The following is a 17616-nucleotide window of genomic DNA, read 5'->3' as shown; positions in this document are numbered from 1 at the left end:
TTCACCTAGGCAATATCGCACTTCATATCGATAGAGGAGGTTCGTCCAGTGCGCTCTTTATGGAACTTTACTTATCATCAGGCACTCGCCTGTCTTTTTCCTGTTGCCATCTTTCTCATCTTGGCCTTGTCCAAAACCATCTCGATTCCCGGTCTCTATCGCTATGATTTTATCTTGCTCCTCTGTCTACTCATGCAAGTTGCCATGGTGGTTGGTAGACTAGAAACAATCGATGAGCTGAAGGTGATTCTTCTCTTCCACCTCATCGGCCTTGCGCTGGAATTGTATAAAGTACAGATGGGATCGTGGTCCTATCCAGAACCTGCTTGGAGCAAAATCGGTGGTGTCCCTTTATACAGTGGCTTTATGTATGCGAGTGTCGCTAGCTATATGTGTCAAGCGTGGCGACGACTTCACCTAGACCTTCAACAATGGCCGTTTCATCTTAGCACCTGGATGCTAGGCATGGCAATCTACCTAAATTTTTTTACTCATCATTTCATTTACGACTTACGATGGGTGTTGATTATTCTATTAATGTGGCACTTCCGCCATACCTGGGTTTCCTTTCGTTTAGATAAGAAGCAGTTTCGCATGCCTCTGCTCGTTTCCTTCCTTTTCATGGGTTTTTTTGTATGGATAGCGGAGAATATCGCTACCTTCTTTGGAGCGTGGCAATACCCCAACCAACATCAGACGTGGGAGGTTGTAGACTTCGGTAAAATATCCTCTTGGTCCTTATTGGTCATCGTTAGCTTTCTGATCGTTACTCAGTTAAAGTTTGTCAAGCAGAAACAACAATCCAGCCTTTCTCGTCACATCGATGATGCCACACTGTAAACAATTTTGTTTGTGTCTTAAATAAGTGAAGCGGACAGTCGATCGAAGAGACACCTGCCGTTTCACTTTCCAACCAGCTATCATTCCCTAGTCAACCATTCCCAAGACATAAAATCTCTCACCAACTAAGATAAGCAATCACAAAATGGCATATAGTTCCTCTAAATGGTTGATCTGATAGGTAGGAACAAGCATGGTCTCATTGGGATTCTTCTCTGGATTGTACCAACATGTATCAATTCCTGATTGGTGTCCTCCCTTGATATCTGAACTTAAAGAATCCCCAATAATCAAGCTATCTTCATGCGAAAATTGAGGGATGCGTGAAAAGACATAGTCAAAAAATGCGCGCATCGGTTTTTGAGAACCTGTATCTTCAGATACGAATATCCCTTTAAAGAATGGATACAATCCGGAATCCTGCAAACGCCTGAATTGCGTCTTAGATACGCCATTTGTCACAATATACAAGTCGTATTGGCTAGACAAGTCCTTTATCAAAGCGTAAGACCCGCTAATTAACTGATGCCCTCTTTCTAGGTAAAGGCGAAATTCTTTTTCTAGCATGACGCCATCGACATCATATCCATACTCCGCGAAAAACAAAGAAAAGCGTGTATGAATCACCTCATCACGTTCCATCTTTCCCTCTTCAAACGATCTCCACAAACCTTGGTTGATTTTTTTATAACAATCCTTTACTTCAGGAGTTAGTGTGACATTGTGACCCCCGCACAATAAGCGTAAGGCTTGCTCTTCTGTCGCACGAAAGTCCATTAACGTATCGTCTAGATCAAACAATAAAGTTTGGTATGGTTTCATCCTGCTTTACCTCCACTTCTTTATCCCTATTACGCATTCTATTATTTAGTCAGTGTCACTCGTTCAATTCATAGAACAAGGAGAGTTTCAATTGCCTTAGACGGCAGTCGTTCGGCCATCATGTAGTAGCAGAACCTCTTTTATCCCCCAACTTAAACACGAGAATCCCACCCACAATAACGAGCACTCCCAGTATCTGCTGAAACGTAAAAGGAACCTCCTCCAGTCCAAACCAGCCTAACGAATCCCATAGGAGAGCAAATCCAAGTTGGGAGGACATCACAATGGCAATCGCAAGTGTAGGGCCCAATTGCTTCACTCCATTTACTAAACACATCACCACACCAATCCCAATGAATCCACTAAACCAATACCAACCTTCCATCGATTGCAATGTGAAAAGGGATGTTCCTGCCTGCATCAAGCCCATGATAAAAGATGCCAGAAAACCGAATCCAAGTACAAGTGTTGTCGTTGACCAAGAACCTATATGCTCATTCACCTTGCTATTAAAGACATTTTGTAGTCCAACGAATGATCCCGCTACGATCGCTAATAGTAGACCAAATATCATCTTATCCCCCCTTCCCCTTCCTAATTAGAAGTGAACGGATATCTATTTTTGATAGAGCTTATTCGTAAATATTATTCTTCGCCATTTCTCTGAGCCTCTCTCGATCTTTCACCTGTATATATCCATCACTACGCTGAATCAACCCGTTTGCACAAAACTGCTGAATCACACGGTTGAGATGCCGATAACTGGTTCCAATTAAATGAGATACTTCCCGCATATGGTGAGCACTTATTTTACGCTCAAATAAGGGAGCGTCTTCATCGGAGGAAACAGATAACAAATAGCTAGCCAACCTTACTTCCACTGGATACATCAGATTAAAGCTAAGAGCATTCGATTTAACAAGAAATTTTTTCGAGATGATTTCCAGCAAAAATTCCAAGAACGGGGCATGACCTTCGCAGTATTTGCGTAACCAACGATAGTGAATTCCTATCATACTAACGGGCGATACGGCCTCCACTGTATTAATCATATTGACTCCCTGTAGGTATTCAATATCGCCAAGCACTTCTAGCGGTTTCTTAAATGAGAGAATTAAGGTCTTTCCTTCCGTTGATGTTGTGAAGATTTTCACTTTCCCTTTAACCAGCACATAGAGATAGTGAGCCGGCTCTCCTTGAGAGAAAATCATTTCGCCTTGTTCAAACTGACACAGCAACAAGTGAGGGACGATGGAGGGGGGGAAAATAGATTCGATTTGATTAGAATGCAAATAATGGTTAATCTTCTCGCGCTCTTCGCTTTGCTTCATCTAACAGCTTCCTCTCCTCGTTTACCTACCATTATCGTGCTAATATCTTAGAATGACTACCCCAATCACCATCATCGCAATCCCGATCATTTTTGAAAGACCTACTTTCTGCTTTATTAACCCAAACCATCCCGCACTATCGATGAAGAAGGTAAATAACAGCTGCGCAATCAATAATGTAGATACTGTCAAAGTCATCCCCGTATGATGAATAGCTGTAACCACGCTGTAGATGACGATGGCTGCAAACGTCCCTCCAGTTAAATAAAGTGGCTTGATCTGCTTAAACCCTTGCCATCTGAAATCACGAACAAACAACAAGATCATGAGCGATCCCACAAAACCAGTAAATTGTGTAAGAGTGGCCATTTGCCACGTTCCAATGTCTTGACTGATTAAGGAATTAGCTGCCGCTTGTAAAGTAAGACAGACACCACCAAGTAAGGCATATAGGATTCCACGCATATTCCCTCTCCTCTCTCCTCTCTCCTCTATCACTATTAAATAACAAATCCAGATCATGGGGAAAGGACATATGTCCCTACCACGTATCCATCAGAATCGAGGAAGAGGGAAAGCGCGAAACAAAGAAAACAGGTGCCAAAAGCACCTGCTCAAACGGAATATATTTACTTGTTATGCCGCTCACGAATCGAGAAGCAGCCGACATTTTAATGTTCGAGAGGATTAAATCCTTCAAAGATTTTTGCTAAGAACTTATCCGCTTTTCTATTATCTTTCTTGAACTTTTTCGGATAGCGACTCCCCCGATATTCGATCACCTTATCAAACATCTTTCTTGTTGGTAACATGCGAAACCCACCAATAGAAGGCTGAACATCCGGCTGCGGGTTGGTTTCAATAATCCATACTTTTCCGTTATGGTCTACGCCTAAATCTACTCCAATTTCCTTACAATAGCGTGATCTTCCCGTATGTTTGGCAATGAGAATACTTAACCTTTTCATATTTCGCAGGACTTCTTTGGCGGATTTTTTCACTGTAGATTGAGTCAGTGCAGTTTCGACGGAGAGTACCTTCGCTTTACTGCGTTTCACATTGGTAATTACTTTCTCAGTCTTCCCTGCTTTTCGTGAGTGGTAACCCGTAATGACCCAAGGACTTCTCACTTTTAGTCTCTGAAGCATGATTCGATGATCGATAGGGCAACCATGAATCGTTGCTAGAGGAATGTATTGTTGTATGATATATGCTGAACCTCCCCAATCGACCAGGGCGCATACTAATTGATTAATCTTTCGCCTTTGACGGGATACATAACATTTTCCTGCGAACCTCAGCTCAATTTTATCGTTCTTCAAATAGGTTAATCGAATGACTGCATAGCCACCCGTCCCTGCAGACGGTTTCAAGATGACCGATTTGTGTCTACGTAACATTTGCCACATCACAGGGATTGTCCATAGTCTAGTTTCAGGCAATGCAGAAGAGAGCCTCTTATGACTTGATATCTGCTTGTAAACTCTCCACTTGTATCCTATTTTCACCGTCACTATACTCTCCTTCTTCCCATCCATTAGCTCATTCTCGATACCATCATATGTTATCTCCTCTCCAAATGAGTGGATCTTTACCCTTAGGTATCCACTCATTATGCGTATTTCTCACTTGGGCTCAACCTGTTCATTCCACTTACATTACAAAATATTGATTATACAAAAAAAGAACACCATTGCATAGCATACACAGTCCCCTCTTTTACGAAAAAGTCCGGCTCTGGTATACTAAAATCTATATCTCAAGGATGCAAATCATCAGCGTATGCCCTCTATTGTAAGGAGAATAGGAGACATTCTAAGCACAAGCGGTTTTATCGCACATCCACTTCTCACATGAAAAGAAACACTTCATTTTTGACAACAAAGGAGCAGATCCTCGTGATCCTAAAAAAGAGCGCACTCATTGTAGGAGCTACCGGCCTTATCGGACAAGAGTTGGTAAAATGCCTTTTGGAACACCCTGACTATCAACAAATCCATGTTCTCGTCAGACGCTCCCTATCCATTGATCATCCTAAACTAAAAGAAACCCAACTCAATTTTGATCATTTAGAAAAACATGTAGAGGCTTTTCAGGTCGATGAGGTTTATTGTTGCCTCGGCACGACAATGAAAAAAGCAAAAAGCAAGGAAGCCTTCCGTCGGGTGGACTATGATTATCCTGTGAAAATAGCCCAACTGTCACAAAAAGCAGGGGTTAAACAATTCTTGGTGATTTCATCCATGGGTGCAGACCCTACGTCACGATTCTTTTATAGTCGAGTAAAAGGAGAAATGGAGCAAGCGTTGCAACACCTCTCCCTGCCTGCACTACATATATTTCGCCCATCATTATTACTCGGAGAACGAAATGAGTTTCGTCTAGGTGAACAGATAGGCGCATGGCTTTCCAAGCCCCTCGCTTTCATGCTGGTAGGATCTTTAGCGAAGTACCGCCCCATTCAAGGAAAGAAAGTGGCGAACGCGATGGTCCAAGTGGCGAAATCCCAAATAAAAGGGAGCCATCATTACTTGAGCGACCGCATCGCTCAAATAGGCGAATAAAAGCTACTCTCTCCTTTCCACTGCGCGAGAGGCTCGTTCTTCATTCAGAGGATAACGTTTCCCTTCACTCCCTTTCAGAGAATACCGTCGTATGATCTCGAGAGGCAAGGTGTTGGGGACCAGCCACCACTGGCCCTCGTATGAAGGGAGCACTCGCGTTCTTAAAAGAAACAAGCCAAACAATGGCCTCTACTAGAGGAACAGTGTCTTACTCCTCTCCCTCCTCTTCCTTCCTCATTTTTTCCTCTGCTTGGTTCGTCTCAACCTCCTGTTTCTCTTCTTGTACATCTTCACTTGTATTCCTTTCTTCTTCTATGCTTTTCTGTTCACTTGCTTGTTTTTTCTCTTGCTCTCCTTTCTCCGTTCCTTCACTTTCTGTCGATTCTTCCTCTTCCAGGCTTGCTATACCATCCATCACTGTTTGAAAAATACGGATATGACGGGGATCACTGCTCTCCTCCACTGATCGCAACAAGACCACTACCGCATAACGAGGAGAGGTTGTCGGACCGTATCCGATCATCCACTTATGGTAACGATCATTATCTGCTCCTATTTGCGCCGTCCCCGTCTTCCCTGCTAATGGCCACGAAGCCTCCTGTAAAGACTTCGCTGTTCCCTCCTGCACCACTTTCTGCATCATTTCTTGTACTTGCTTTAAGGCCGTTGGATTAATGGGTTCTTCGGTTTTTAACGCCTGACGTGCAAACTGAAATGCCACCTCTCCATCATCTGTACGTATCTCACGAACAACACGTGGTGTAAGGGTTTGCCCTTCATGAAAGAGAGATGTCACCATATTAACTGCTTGAATGGGCGTCATCTTGACATCTCGTTGTCCAATACCTGTTTGTGCTAGCACGCCCCTATCCTCTTTGTTCGTTTGCGAAGCAAAGACTAGACCCGTCTGCTCTGCTGGTAATTGCGTAAAATCACTCTCATGGTAAACCGATCCATGCCATAGAACTTGTTGTCCCAGGCCTAACTTTTCGGCATACTCTTCGATTTTCGCTGGCCCCAAATTCTCGGCGAGTTGGGCAAACACAAGATTACAAGAGTGTGCATATGCCTCCGCGAAAGTGATTGCACCGTGTCCGCCATCTGTTAATCCATAACGCCCCAAGTCCCCCGAACAATCAAATTGGTCCTCCAACTTCACGAGCCCTGTATCCAAAGCGGCGAGTGCTATCACCGTCTTAAAAATAGAACCCGGTGTCGCTTCCATGATCGCCCGATTATCCCAAGGGTTATTCTCATCTTCTACGAAAACACTTCCCACCGTGGGACGGCTGGCCATCGCAACAATATCTCCACTCTTAATCTCTTGCACCACAACAGCGCCATCCAACATCTGCTCTTCATCCATCGCCTGCTCCACCAACCCTTGAATCTTTTGATCCAGAGAAGTTTGAATGTGATGAGGACGATGCGGATCATCCGTTTGCCAGAAGACTTCCTTTGATTCCAACCCATTAATCGATTGTCCTCTACCGTCCACTTTATATTGTAGGGCTCGCTCGTTTCCCCCATGCAAAAGGGACTCAAACGCCGCTTCCAATCCTCTTACTCCCACCAAAGATTGCAGATGATAATGCCCGCTATCCCATTGTTCCTGGTATTTAGCTTGAATGAGAGAAGGACTCCGCACGACTTGCCCCAAAACGTGCCGCGCAATCCGATCACTACTTAAGCGATCATCTGCTTCCAAGGGATGCACTCCAGGGATCCCCAGATGACTAATCTCACTCTTCTTTTCCTCTGAAAGGGCCAAGGGAGTGTGTTCATCCGGAAGATAAACCGCCTGTGGCTGATCATTCTCTCGCACCCACTTCATCCATTTTTCCTCTGGGTAACCAATGATCTGGGCTACTTCACGTAGAGACTGATCATGATGATCCATCTGGTCATCAGTCATCGGAAAGACAACCAATCGCCAAGCAATCTCACCCGATAGCAAATAGCCGTTTCGATCCCATATATCCCCACGCCCACTATCAATGACATACTCTCGGTTTTGCTGGTCCTGCGCGCGCGATACCAAGTCGATATCTTGCTCCACCCAAGCAAACGATGGTGTAGAAATGAGCTGTAGCCAAAATAAACGAAATAAGATTACCATAAAGAATAAAACCAAGCCCGACGTCATCAAGTAACTCCGCCGTTTGCCCATCGGTGCCCCTCCTGTCTCATCACTACTCCCATCTTCGGCAAACGGATCAGGGGATATACCTAAAAAAAAGAGCCTCACAATCCCTTGTGAGGCTCCTTAACGTGTTATTCAGATACCTGCTCAAATACCTCTATCATCTGCTCGGGAATCTTAATGGCACGACGTTCTTTGGCATCGATAACGACAATCGTGAGGTCCGCATCACAACAAATCTGACCGGCTTCATTGGTTATCGTCTGATGCACCACCACACTTTTGCTCCCCATCTTCTTCGTCCAGGAGGTGATCAGAATCGATTCATCAAATAGAATCTCCTTGCGATAGTTAATATTGATGTTCACAAGAACCGGGAGAATTCCCCACTTCCGAAATGCTGGCATCGTGGCTCCGTACTGCTTCAGCCAATCGAAGCGAGCCCACTCCAGGTATTCTAAGTATTTGGCATTGTTCACATGTCCAAGCATATCCACATCTGTCGAATGAACCTTCACTGTATATTCATGTTTCATGTAAGTCCCCTCCAATCTAAATCAATGTCAGTATAACATAGGAATGAATGAGTATTCACTTATATATCCATTTCAATATAAATTGAAATACATTATCATCCTGCTACTTTTGTCTGGGAGTGAAGTTTAAAAGAAAGAAGAGAGGGATTCCCCTCTCTTCTAGATGACATGCATAAGGAAATATGCCATGAACAGCCCCGCGATGATATATAGTGCAAGAGACACTTCTTTCGCCTTCCCCATTGCTACTTTTATCAATGGGTACGCGATAAAGCCAAATGCGAGCCCATCCGTAATGCTATACGTAAATGGAATCAACACAATGATGAGAAACGCAGGGAATCCTTCCGAAAGATCATCAAACTTAATATGGCGCACGTTTTGCATCATAAGTCCACCAATGATAATTAAAATAGGCGCGATGGCCGCATTGGGAATCAAGTGCATATAGGAGACAAAAGGAAACACCAATAGAAACAGCAAAGCCGTCGTCAGTGCCGTTAGCCCGGTCCGTCCACCCGATGCAATCCCTGCAGCGCTTTCCACTGTCGAAACGGTTGGACTCGTACCAAAGAATCCTGACGTCATAGCGGAAATGGCATTGGCTTGATAGGCTCTTTCAAACTTTTCTCCTTGGTCTCCTAGCAAACCATGAATCAAGCCCATATTTTCAAATACCAGCACCATGGTTAATGAAAATGTCGCGACCCAAAAAGGGACGGTCTGGATCGCAGAAAATGAAAACCCTGCAAAAACCTCCCCATAATCGCTCCAAGAAAGAGTAGCCACATTGGCTTCTTCTCCCGATTGAATACCAAACAACAGCGCGACCACCGTCGTAATCAGCATCGCGATCAAGAAATGCCCCGTAATGCCACGTACAAATAGAAAGAGCGTCAACACGAGACTAAATACTGTTAGCAGAGTCGCCGGTGTGCTTAAATCACCCAACATCACAAAAGTGGATGAACTCGGTGCAATGAGCCCTCCCTTTTGCAAGCCAATAAAGGTGAGGAATAACCCAATCCCTACCGTGATTCCATCTTTTAGTGACAGGGGAACCGCATCCGACAGGATCTTCCCTAGCCTAGTAAAAGCGGCCACCATAAATAAGAGTCCAGATAAGAAGACTGCCCCTAGTGCCGATTGCCAAGAGAGGCCTAGCGAATGCACAATGGTATACGTAAAGAGGGCATTCACCCCCATTCCCGGGACCAAAATAATGGGTGCATTGGCCCAAAGTGCCATTAAGAGGCAACCAACAAACGAAGTGATGATGGTTGCGATTACTCCCGCAGTAAGTGGAATCCCTGCATCAGCCAAGATAGCCGCATTAACTACCACAATATATACAATCGTAAAGTAAGAGGTAACCCCAGCCAACACTTCTGTTTTCGCTGTCGTCTGATGATTTCCTAACTGAAAAAACTTCACATTCTTCCCTTCTTTACTTTTTATCCCTCGCCCGCCCGTGTACTTAGCGTACACCAAATAGGCATTATATCATAAGTAGGACCTTGATTCCTCTCCTATTATTCCCTCGAAGGCGGAGACTAGCAAAAATTAATAACCGTCCATTTTCTGTTTGGAAGGAACCCCATGAGGGTCGTACCATACACTATTAACAAAATGCTCTTCAGGAGGAAAAAATGAAGACAAATCTAAAACCCTTGTTGATTTTTTCCCACATCCCCAAAACGGGTGGGTCCACACTAACCAACATCTTAAAGAAAAGGTTTAAACCTTCTCACATGCTCCATTATCCTGCTCATGAAAAAGCTCATCTCTTAAAGAAGATATCCCCTTCTCGAAAGCGCCAGATTCATCTGGTTTATGGCCATTGCCGCTATGGCTGTCATCGCTACTTTCGCACCCCCTTCATCTATATCACACTCCTACGCGATCCCATTGAACGTGTTCTTTCTACCTACTACTTCATTCGTAATCAGCCACAAAATCCACATTACTCTGTTGTCAAAAAGATGAGTCTAGAGGAATACATTTATTGTAAGAACCCCAATATTAATCTTCAGTTAATTAATCATCAAACGAGGTTTCTCAGTGGACAGCCAGACCCCGACCTCAAGTTAGCCATGAAGCATATGAAGCAGAAATATCTGTTGGTTGGTCTGATGGAGCAGTACCCTGAATCCGTTTTTCTTTTACACAGGAAGCTAGGCTGGAAGCTTCCCCTTTATCAAAAAGAAAATGTTAACCAAAATCGTCCGAAAAAAGAAAGCATCCCATCTACGCTTATCCATAAAATCATCTCCATGAATCGTTTGGATCTCCAACTGTACGAATACGGAAAGAGACAATTCCAAGAACAGATCGATCAGCTCAGCCCGTACTTCGCCGAGCGCTTGCAACGTTATAAAAACAAGTTACAAGTACCCAAATCGATAGAGTCCCTCTCATGCCCTCCCCAACAGACTTCTTTACGTCAACCACAAGAAGATCATATTTTGTAGTATGGAGAGGCTCGTTCACCTTTCTTCTTCGGATGAAATCACTCCCTTTTCACAGGATGGATATATGTAAAAGATAAACATTAATTTCAATCCCTTTATATATATACCTGCCGCTATCTTCTATGTTGACGAAATTCCTGCACCGAATGTATGATAGGGAAGAGTAATTATATCATCCTTATAGGGGAGGCAATCGAGTGAATAAGAAAATTCTGCTATATGCTCTTGCAGGAATTTTGGTACTTAGTGCAGGCTTTTTCGGCACTTCTCAAATGCTTGCAGGAAAGAGCTCTGATAAAGAGCAGGTGGAAGCGGAATCTAAAAAATCAGAAGTAGCTTCTACCTCGTCTGATGAGTCACTGGATCTCGTAGAGCTTAATGAGACTCCGGACGAACTCGTCAATGAGATTGATACGTATCAAGAGATGAAGCAGAGTAAGGAAGAAGTTCAAACCAAGCACGAAACAGCTATCGAAACGGTAAAGAACATTGCAAAAGATCAATCTGTTAATGTAAAAGCCGATATCGACGATGAAAAGTTTCGTGACTTTATCTATGGTCAAGCAACGAACCCAGAACTACCCGAGAAAGACAAGAAATTGGTTCATAAGCTAGCCGTTGCAATGGATCTGTATGAGAATAAGTTCAAAAACGAAAAGATTCTGGAGTTTAAAAAGAAACTAGAATCTGGAAAAAAATTGACAAAAGAAGAGTTAGACGAACTTACCGCTCTCCTTCCGAATCACATCGGATTGGAAACGAAGAAAGATGGTATCCCAACCGGTGATCCAAAAGATTATGCAGAAGAAAACACCGATCCCGTTAAAGGTGAGCAAGGCAAGAAAGGCGATACCGATCCTGTTAAAGGCGACCTAGATGGTAACGACGATGTCGATCCAGGCAACCAAGACGGTAACAGCGACGCCGATCCAGGCAACCAAGACGGTAACAGCGACGCCGATCCAGGCAACCAAGACGGTAACAGCGATACCGATCCGGGCAACCAAGACGGTAACAGCGATACCGATCCGGGCAACCAAGACGGTAACGACAATGCCGATCCGGGCAACCAAGACGGTAACGACAATGCCGACCCAGGCGATCAAGACGGTAACGACAGTGGAACAAACTCACCTAATTCTCCTGATGAAGACAATTATGATGAGATCGCTGCCCGTGACTATGCCTACGAATGGTGGAATAAACGTAATAACGAAGATTATGGATACCTCAACCGACTTTATGGTTGTACTCCAGATGATCCGAAGTGCTGGTATGATTGCACCAACTTCGTCTCGCAAGTAATCCATGAAGGTGGCATTTCGTTTGTTCAAAACGATGCCAACATTCCAGATTGGTACTATGCCGATAATGGTCCATCTACATCATGGTATTACGTGGATCATCTCTATCGCCACCTTATCAAACGAGCAGAAGCAAAAGATTATCAAGACCTGAAAGTGGGAGATGTTGTCATCGGTGACTTGTCTGACGATGGCGACTATGAACACGCTGCCTTTGTTTCCAAGGTAAATAAATCCTGGGGACAAAAGTGGGTCTATGTCACTCAACATACGACTGACAAAAAAGATGCACCTCTCTGGTATTGGAATAGCTGGGGATATGAAATGCACGGCTTTGATGTTCACTCCATGGCAGACTAACAACAAAAGAAGCCCTCGCGCCAATCCACATTGGCGGGGGCTTCTTTTGTTACCTTGCTTTAATTGCTACTTGTATTGGTTGCGTTCTTCTCACTTTTGTGTTTGTATTCCACGTGTTCCTCATGCGTACGAGCAAAGTAATGTTCACCTGTTCCGTCTTTTTTTGTCACATAGTAAAAGTATTCATGGTCTTCTGGATGGGCGGCCGCTTGTAAAGCCACCTTTCCAGGATTAGAAATCGGTCCTGGTGGCAATCCTTCGATTAAGTAAGTATTATAAGCATTTTTCACTTCAGTATCCTCTATGCTTAAATGTTCTTTCGTATTATTCAAGGCATACTGAACCGTAGCGTCTACTTGCAACTTCTGCTTCCTCTCAATACGATTAAAGATGACTCCAGTTACAATAGGGAATTCTTTCTCCACTCTTGTTTCCTTCTCAGCAAGTGATGCAATTCGTACCCACTCATCCACCGTAATTCCTTGTTTCGTCACAGTGGCTTCATATTCCAATAAGTGTTTATCAAATTGTTCCAGCATCATGTTGATTAATTCTCTCGCTGTCGTCTCTTTTTGTGGGAGGTAATACGTACTCGGATAGAGGTATCCTTCCAGTAAGTAATCTCTTTCTTTCGAAGCGGGGATTGCTTTCACAAACTCATAATCATAATCCTGTTTGTTTGCCTCCAGTAAGAATTCCTCACGATCAATCCCAAGACTTTCTACTTCCTTCGCAATGTCCTCTACTGTAAAACCTTCAGGCACAGTAAATTTCTGTGTACTCTCTTTTCCTAAGGTTATAATCTTTAGCACATCGTCTAAAGTTGCCTCTGGAGGAATTTTATATGTTCCTGCTTTGAGGCTTTTCGCTTCTCCGTCTTTCCAAACATAGAAACGAAAAAACCAGTCCTCGCGAATCAGCTGATGCTCTTCTAAGATCTGACCAATATCTTTGACAGAAGAACCTGCTGGTATTTCCAGTGAGAGAGTTTCACTGCGCGGTGGAGCCCCCAAAGTATGATCCATATAGTAGTAGAGCAAAACAGACCAGGATGCCAGTAATACTAGTGTCAATAGAAGTCGGATCACCCACTTCATACCCTTACTCCCTTCGTACTGTTTAAAACAAATAGAAAGACTATTCAAGTCTATGTTATCATATGTGAGAAAAAAAATAACGGGGAAATTCCCCGTTATTTTTCATCAGATTTGCTCATCCAAGTAAAGCATCTCATCAACCGCATCCGCGACAATTTCCCACTCCACTATATCTTTAATATGATTCAACCGCGGACCAGACATTTGATGATCGAGACGAAAAATATAACCGTCCGCTTCTTCGGCAGGCTGAAGAAGCGCATAATGGTGTCCTCTCACCTCGATTTCATCCAGTAGGTGCATTTCTTGATCTTGCTCCTTCCCCTGATCATCCGTTAACCAAAAAGGAGAGTCGACCATTTCTCTAAACCGATTGCACCTTTTTCCTAAGCGTTCGCCTTTATCCATCCAATTCTTCTTCTTCTTCTTCTTCCATTAAGGTAGTAAAAACTTCTTCTACCATGTCCCACTCTTTGTCATCCTCAATCAAAAACAGCTCCAGGTTGTCTCCCTCTTCCTCATAGCGAAACGCAAATACATCCTGGGTATCTTCTTCGCTCTCTTCTGCAGGTGCCACGACCATATAGGAATTTCCATTTTCTTCATGATCGAAGGTGACTAAAATCTCAAAGCGTTCTTCTTCTCCATCCTCTTTTGGGATGACTACATACTCTTTCTCTTGTTGATTATCCATGTTAACTCCCCCTCTGAGCATCTAAGTATCCTTGTAATATCCAAGAAGCGGCTAGCTGATCCACAACCTTTTTGCGCTTCTTTCGACTCATATCCGCCGAAATCAAGGTGCGTTCCACTGCCATCGTAGAGAGCCGTTCGTCCCACATCTTAATAGGCAGTTCAAAGCGAGCACCGATAACATCCGCTAGTTCCATACAAGCTTCTCCACGTGGACCAAGCGTACCATTCATATTCCGCGGAAGTCCAATCACGATTCGTTCTACCTGATATTCTTCGATCAGCTCTTGTAATCGATTCATCCACTGATCATTCGATCCACGATGGATCACTTCTAATCCTTGTGCTGTCCAGCCCATCGGGTCACTAACGGCAACACCGATCCGCTTCTCTCCTACATCCAAGGCCAATATTCTCACTTGTTCCATTCGCTTTAAATCCTTTCCCTCATCGTGCCTTTCTCCTGTGATGATGTTATCACCTATGAAGAGCGATGGAGGTAATGCTTCACTATTTCTTCGATCAGTTCATCCCGTTCCAATTGACGAATGGTTGCACGTGCATTGTTATGACGCGGAATGTAGGCCGGATCTCCCGATAATAAGTAACCAACAATCTGATCGATGGGATCGTATCCTTTTTCAATCAGTGCTTCATAAACAGTGAATAAGACATCTTTTGGACTTCCTGCGGGCTCTTCGCCACGGAAATGAAATTTCATGGTCTTATCCATGGATTTATGCACCTCTTTCGTAAAATGACCTATTCGCCGTTAAAACATTCGCCCTACATCCCTTAACTTCCTTGTTGGCGTACCAAATCAGGCACTATATCTAAGGCAGCATTCAACTTAGCAGGATCTTTCCCACCTGCTTGCGCCATATCAGGGCGACCGCCTCCGCCTCCGCCACAGAACGAAGCAACCTCTTTAATCATCTTGCCAGCGTGATATCCTTTCTTCACATATTCTGGCGAGACCGTAGCCACAAGCTGAACTTTCCCTTCACTTTCACTTCCGAGAACAAGAATGCCTGCTTTCATTTCGGATTTCAACTGATCACTCAAAGAACGCAAATCCTCCATGTTGGAAGCCGCCACTTTGGTTGCTAAAACAGGAACCCCATCTACAACTTGTATATGGCTGATCAAGTCTTTTGATTCCAGTCGATGCAGACGCGTCGCCAAAGATTCGTTTTCTCGCTCTAGTTGTTTGATTTGAGTCTGCAATCCTGTCACCCGTTCGACTGTTTCTTCCGGGCGCGTTTTTAATAATTGGGCTATCTCTTGTAAACGTTCTTGTTGCTCTTCGAAATAAGCCACAGCCTGTCTCCCTGTCGCTGCTTCCACCCGACGAATACCCGAGCCAATTCCTGCTTCACTGATGATTTTAAACAACCCAATCTCCGCAGTGCTTTTCACATGGGTTCCACCGCATAGCTCCAAACTGTAATCTCCTACTTGTACAACACGCACTTTCTCACCATACTTCTCCCCAAACAAGGCCATCGCGCCCATGGCTTTTGCTTCCGTTATCGACTTTATAAAGGTTTCTACCGGCGTATTTAGCCACACCTGTTCATTCACACGGTTTTCTACGGCCTGCAATTCTTCCTGTGTCATTGCCCCAAAGTGTGAGAAGTCAAAGCGTAACCGCCCTGGTGCGACCAACGAACCTGCCTGATTCACATGCTCGCCCAGTACTTCTTTCAGTGCTTGGTGTAATAAATGCGTGGCAGTGTGATTTTTCACCGTATCTAGACGGGCTGGCGTATCCACACGCACTTGAACCCGGTCTCCTTGACGAATCACTCCTGACTCTACCACAACGGTATGAACATGTTCGCCACGCGGGCCTTTTTGTACATCTTCCACCCGTAAGCGAGCATCGGACGTCTGGATGATTCCTTGATCCGCCACTTGACCACCACTCTCTGCATAGAAAGGGGTTTCGCGCAAGAGGAGGAGACAACGATTGGGACTACCGATCAACTCTACCTTTTGTTCATCACTGATCAAGAGTACCACTTCGGTGTCTACTTCTAGATTATCATAACCGATGAAGGAAGTCTCAACACTTGTTTCTGCCAAGACGCCACCTTGCACTTGCATACTCCCTCCATCCTGTCGTGCCTGACGAGCACGTTCTCGCTGCACTTCCATCTCTTGTTCAAATCCCTTGCGATCGACTGTCATCTCAACCTCGCGCGCAAAGTCTTCCGTCAAATCAACAGGGAAGCCATACGTATCATACAGTTTAAACGCTTCTTCTCCCGTAATTTCCGTCCGATTCTCTTCTTTGGCAAGGGCAATCCATTGTTCCAAAATAGCCGTTCCTTCACTTAAAGTTTCAAGGAAGCGCTCCTCTTCCTGTTTGATCACACGACTGATAAATGCTTTTTTCTCCTGTGGTTCAGGATAAAACTCTTTGGTGATCTCTGCTGTGATGTCAGTCAGTTGATACAAAAACGGACGACCAATTCCGATCTTGCGCCCATACCGCACCGCACGCCGCAACAAGCGCCGCAAGACATAGCCACGTCCTTCATTGGAAGGAAGCACGCCATCACTAATGGCAAACACAATTGTGCGAACGTGATCGGCAATCACTTTAAGCGCGACATCCGTCTCTCCCTGCTTCCCATAGGAAACGCCTGCCTCCTTTGCAGTCGCTTGAATAATGGGTTGGAAGGCATCTGTATCGTAATTAGATGGCACATCTTGCATAACGGATGCCATCCGTTCTAAACCCATTCCAGTATCAATGTTCTTCTTGGGTAGCGGGGTATAACTCCCATCTGGATTATGGTTAAACTGAGAGAACACCAAATTCCAGACCTCTAGGTAGCGTTCATTCTCTCCACCTGGATAACATTCCGGGTCGGATTCGTCACCAAACTCTTTCCCACGATCATAGAAGATTTCCGTATTGGGTCCACTGGGTCCCTCTCCGATATCCCAGAAGTTCTCTTCTAAACGAATGATTCGCTCCTTAGGCACTCCTACTTGCTCATGCCAAATCTTTTCTGCTTCATCATCCTCAGGATGAATGGTAACCGATAACCGTGCAGGGTCCATCCCCATCCACTTCTTATCCGTAAGAAATTCCCACGCCCACAAGATCGCTTCTTCCTTAAAATAATCCCCGATCGAAAAATTGCCCAACATCTCAAAGAAGGTGTGATGACGTTTGGTATAACCCACATTCTCAATATCATTGGTACGAATCGATTTCTGTGCATTAACGATCCGTGGATTCTCCGGTGTAACTCGTCCATCAAAATATTTTTTGAGTGTCGCCACCCCACTATTGATCCATAATAGCGTAGGATCATCTACAGGAACGAGGGAAGCACTTCGTTCGATTTGATGTCCTTTTTCCTGAAAAAAGTCAAGGTATTTTTTCCTAATCTCCTGCGTTTTCATGATTGGTCACCATCCTTTTTTTCTGTGCAAAT

General features: G+C 44.3%; 18 protein-coding genes. 4 read left to right on the top strand and 14 right to left on the bottom strand.

Annotated elements, in window-relative coordinates:
• Positions 1–48: 48 nt before the first annotated feature.
• A complete protein-coding gene (locus AC6RGY_RS01615) occupies positions 49–840 on the top strand; it encodes a DUF817 domain-containing protein (RefSeq protein WP_499859181.1) in 792 nt (263 codons plus the stop codon).
• Positions 841–978: 138 nt separating this feature from the next.
• Here the strand turns inward: AC6RGY_RS01615 and AC6RGY_RS01610 are convergent, their stop codons facing one another.
• The 5 genes from AC6RGY_RS01610 to AC6RGY_RS01590 form a co-directional block, all read right to left on the bottom strand.
• Positions 979–1662 (bottom strand): YjjG family noncanonical pyrimidine nucleotidase, encoded by a 684-nt coding sequence (locus tag AC6RGY_RS01610; RefSeq protein ID WP_499859177.1) that lies wholly within the window; start codon positions 1660–1662, stop codon positions 979–981.
• A gap of 118 nt (positions 1663–1780) precedes the next feature.
• Positions 1781–2236 (bottom strand): DMT family transporter, encoded by a 456-nt coding sequence (locus tag AC6RGY_RS01605; RefSeq protein WP_499859175.1) that lies wholly within the window; start codon positions 2234–2236, stop codon positions 1781–1783.
• Positions 2237–2294: 58 nt separating this feature from the next.
• Entirely contained in the window at positions 2295–2993 is a 699-nt protein-coding gene (locus AC6RGY_RS01600; RefSeq protein WP_499859174.1) for a Crp/Fnr family transcriptional regulator, read from the bottom strand.
• Between the two features lie 39 nt (positions 2994–3032).
• Positions 3033–3458: a DMT family transporter gene (locus AC6RGY_RS01595; protein WP_499859173.1), complete on the bottom strand. Its 426-nt coding sequence runs from the start codon at positions 3456–3458 to the stop codon at positions 3033–3035.
• A 206-nt stretch (positions 3459–3664) separates the two neighbouring features.
• A complete protein-coding gene (locus tag AC6RGY_RS01590) occupies positions 3665–4531 on the bottom strand; it encodes a YheC/YheD family protein (protein WP_499859172.1) in 867 nt (288 codons plus the stop codon).
• Positions 4532–4891: 360 nt separating this feature from the next.
• Here AC6RGY_RS01590 and AC6RGY_RS01585 point away from each other — a divergent pair, with 360 nt between their 5' ends.
• Positions 4892–5557 carry an oxidoreductase gene (locus tag AC6RGY_RS01585; RefSeq protein WP_499859170.1) on the top strand — a complete coding sequence of 222 codons (666 nt, stop codon included), beginning with the start codon at positions 4892–4894 and terminating at the stop codon, positions 5555–5557.
• A 208-nt stretch (positions 5558–5765) separates the two neighbouring features.
• Here the strand turns inward: AC6RGY_RS01585 and AC6RGY_RS01580 are convergent, their stop codons facing one another.
• From AC6RGY_RS01580 to AC6RGY_RS01570, 3 genes are all read right to left on the bottom strand, one after another.
• On the bottom strand, positions 5766–7727 hold the full coding sequence (locus AC6RGY_RS01580) for a peptidoglycan D,D-transpeptidase FtsI family protein (RefSeq protein ID WP_499859169.1): 1962 nt from the start codon (positions 7725–7727) through the stop codon (positions 5766–5768).
• 104 nt (positions 7728–7831) lie between these two features.
• Entirely contained in the window at positions 7832–8236 is a 405-nt protein-coding gene (locus AC6RGY_RS01575) for an acyl-CoA thioesterase (protein ID WP_499859168.1), read from the bottom strand.
• A 159-nt stretch (positions 8237–8395) separates the two neighbouring features.
• The gene (locus AC6RGY_RS01570) at positions 8396–9670 is read right to left on the bottom strand and encodes an NCS2 family permease (protein WP_499859167.1); all 1275 of its coding nucleotides are present in this window, start codon (positions 9668–9670) and stop codon (positions 8396–8398) included.
• 215 nt (positions 9671–9885) lie between these two features.
• Between AC6RGY_RS01570 and AC6RGY_RS01565 the strand changes: the two genes are divergently transcribed.
• Both AC6RGY_RS01565 and AC6RGY_RS01560 read left to right on the top strand, forming a co-directional pair.
• A complete protein-coding gene (locus AC6RGY_RS01565) occupies positions 9886–10707 on the top strand; it encodes a sulfotransferase family 2 domain-containing protein (RefSeq protein ID WP_499859165.1) in 822 nt (273 codons plus the stop codon).
• Positions 10708–10904: 197 nt separating this feature from the next.
• A complete protein-coding gene (locus tag AC6RGY_RS01560; protein ID WP_499859163.1) occupies positions 10905–12371 on the top strand; it encodes an amidase domain-containing protein in 1467 nt (488 codons plus the stop codon).
• Positions 12372–12430: 59 nt separating this feature from the next.
• On the opposite strand, the gene mltG is transcribed toward AC6RGY_RS01560, so the two are convergent.
• The 6 genes from mltG to alaS form a co-directional block, all read right to left on the bottom strand.
• A complete protein-coding gene (gene mltG, locus AC6RGY_RS01555) occupies positions 12431–13468 on the bottom strand; it encodes an endolytic transglycosylase MltG (RefSeq protein ID WP_499859159.1) in 1038 nt (345 codons plus the stop codon).
• A gap of 105 nt (positions 13469–13573) precedes the next feature.
• Positions 13574–13876, bottom strand: a complete 303-nt coding sequence (locus AC6RGY_RS01550; RefSeq protein ID WP_499859157.1) for a DUF1292 domain-containing protein — start codon at positions 13874–13876, stop codon at positions 13574–13576.
• Positions 13869–14162, bottom strand: coding sequence for a DUF1292 domain-containing protein (locus tag AC6RGY_RS01545; protein ID WP_499859156.1), 294 nt, complete (start codon positions 14160–14162; stop codon positions 13869–13871). Before AC6RGY_RS01545 ends, AC6RGY_RS01550 begins: the two co-directional genes overlap by 8 nt.
• 1 nt (position 14163) lies before the next feature.
• On the bottom strand, positions 14164–14580 hold the full coding sequence (ruvX, locus tag AC6RGY_RS01540; protein ID WP_499861406.1) for a Holliday junction resolvase RuvX: 417 nt from the start codon (positions 14578–14580) through the stop codon (positions 14164–14166).
• Between the two features lie 62 nt (positions 14581–14642).
• The gene (locus tag AC6RGY_RS01535) at positions 14643–14894 is read right to left on the bottom strand and encodes an IreB family regulatory phosphoprotein (RefSeq protein WP_499859154.1); all 252 of its coding nucleotides are present in this window, start codon (positions 14892–14894) and stop codon (positions 14643–14645) included.
• 62 nt (positions 14895–14956) lie between these two features.
• Positions 14957–17584, bottom strand: coding sequence for an alanine--tRNA ligase (alaS, locus tag AC6RGY_RS01530; protein WP_499859152.1), 2628 nt, complete (start codon positions 17582–17584; stop codon positions 14957–14959).
• Between the last annotated feature and the right edge of the window lie 32 nt (positions 17585–17616).

The organism is Mechercharimyces mesophilus (assembly GCF_059818345.1).
This window is presented reverse-complemented; position numbering and strand designations above follow the sequence as displayed.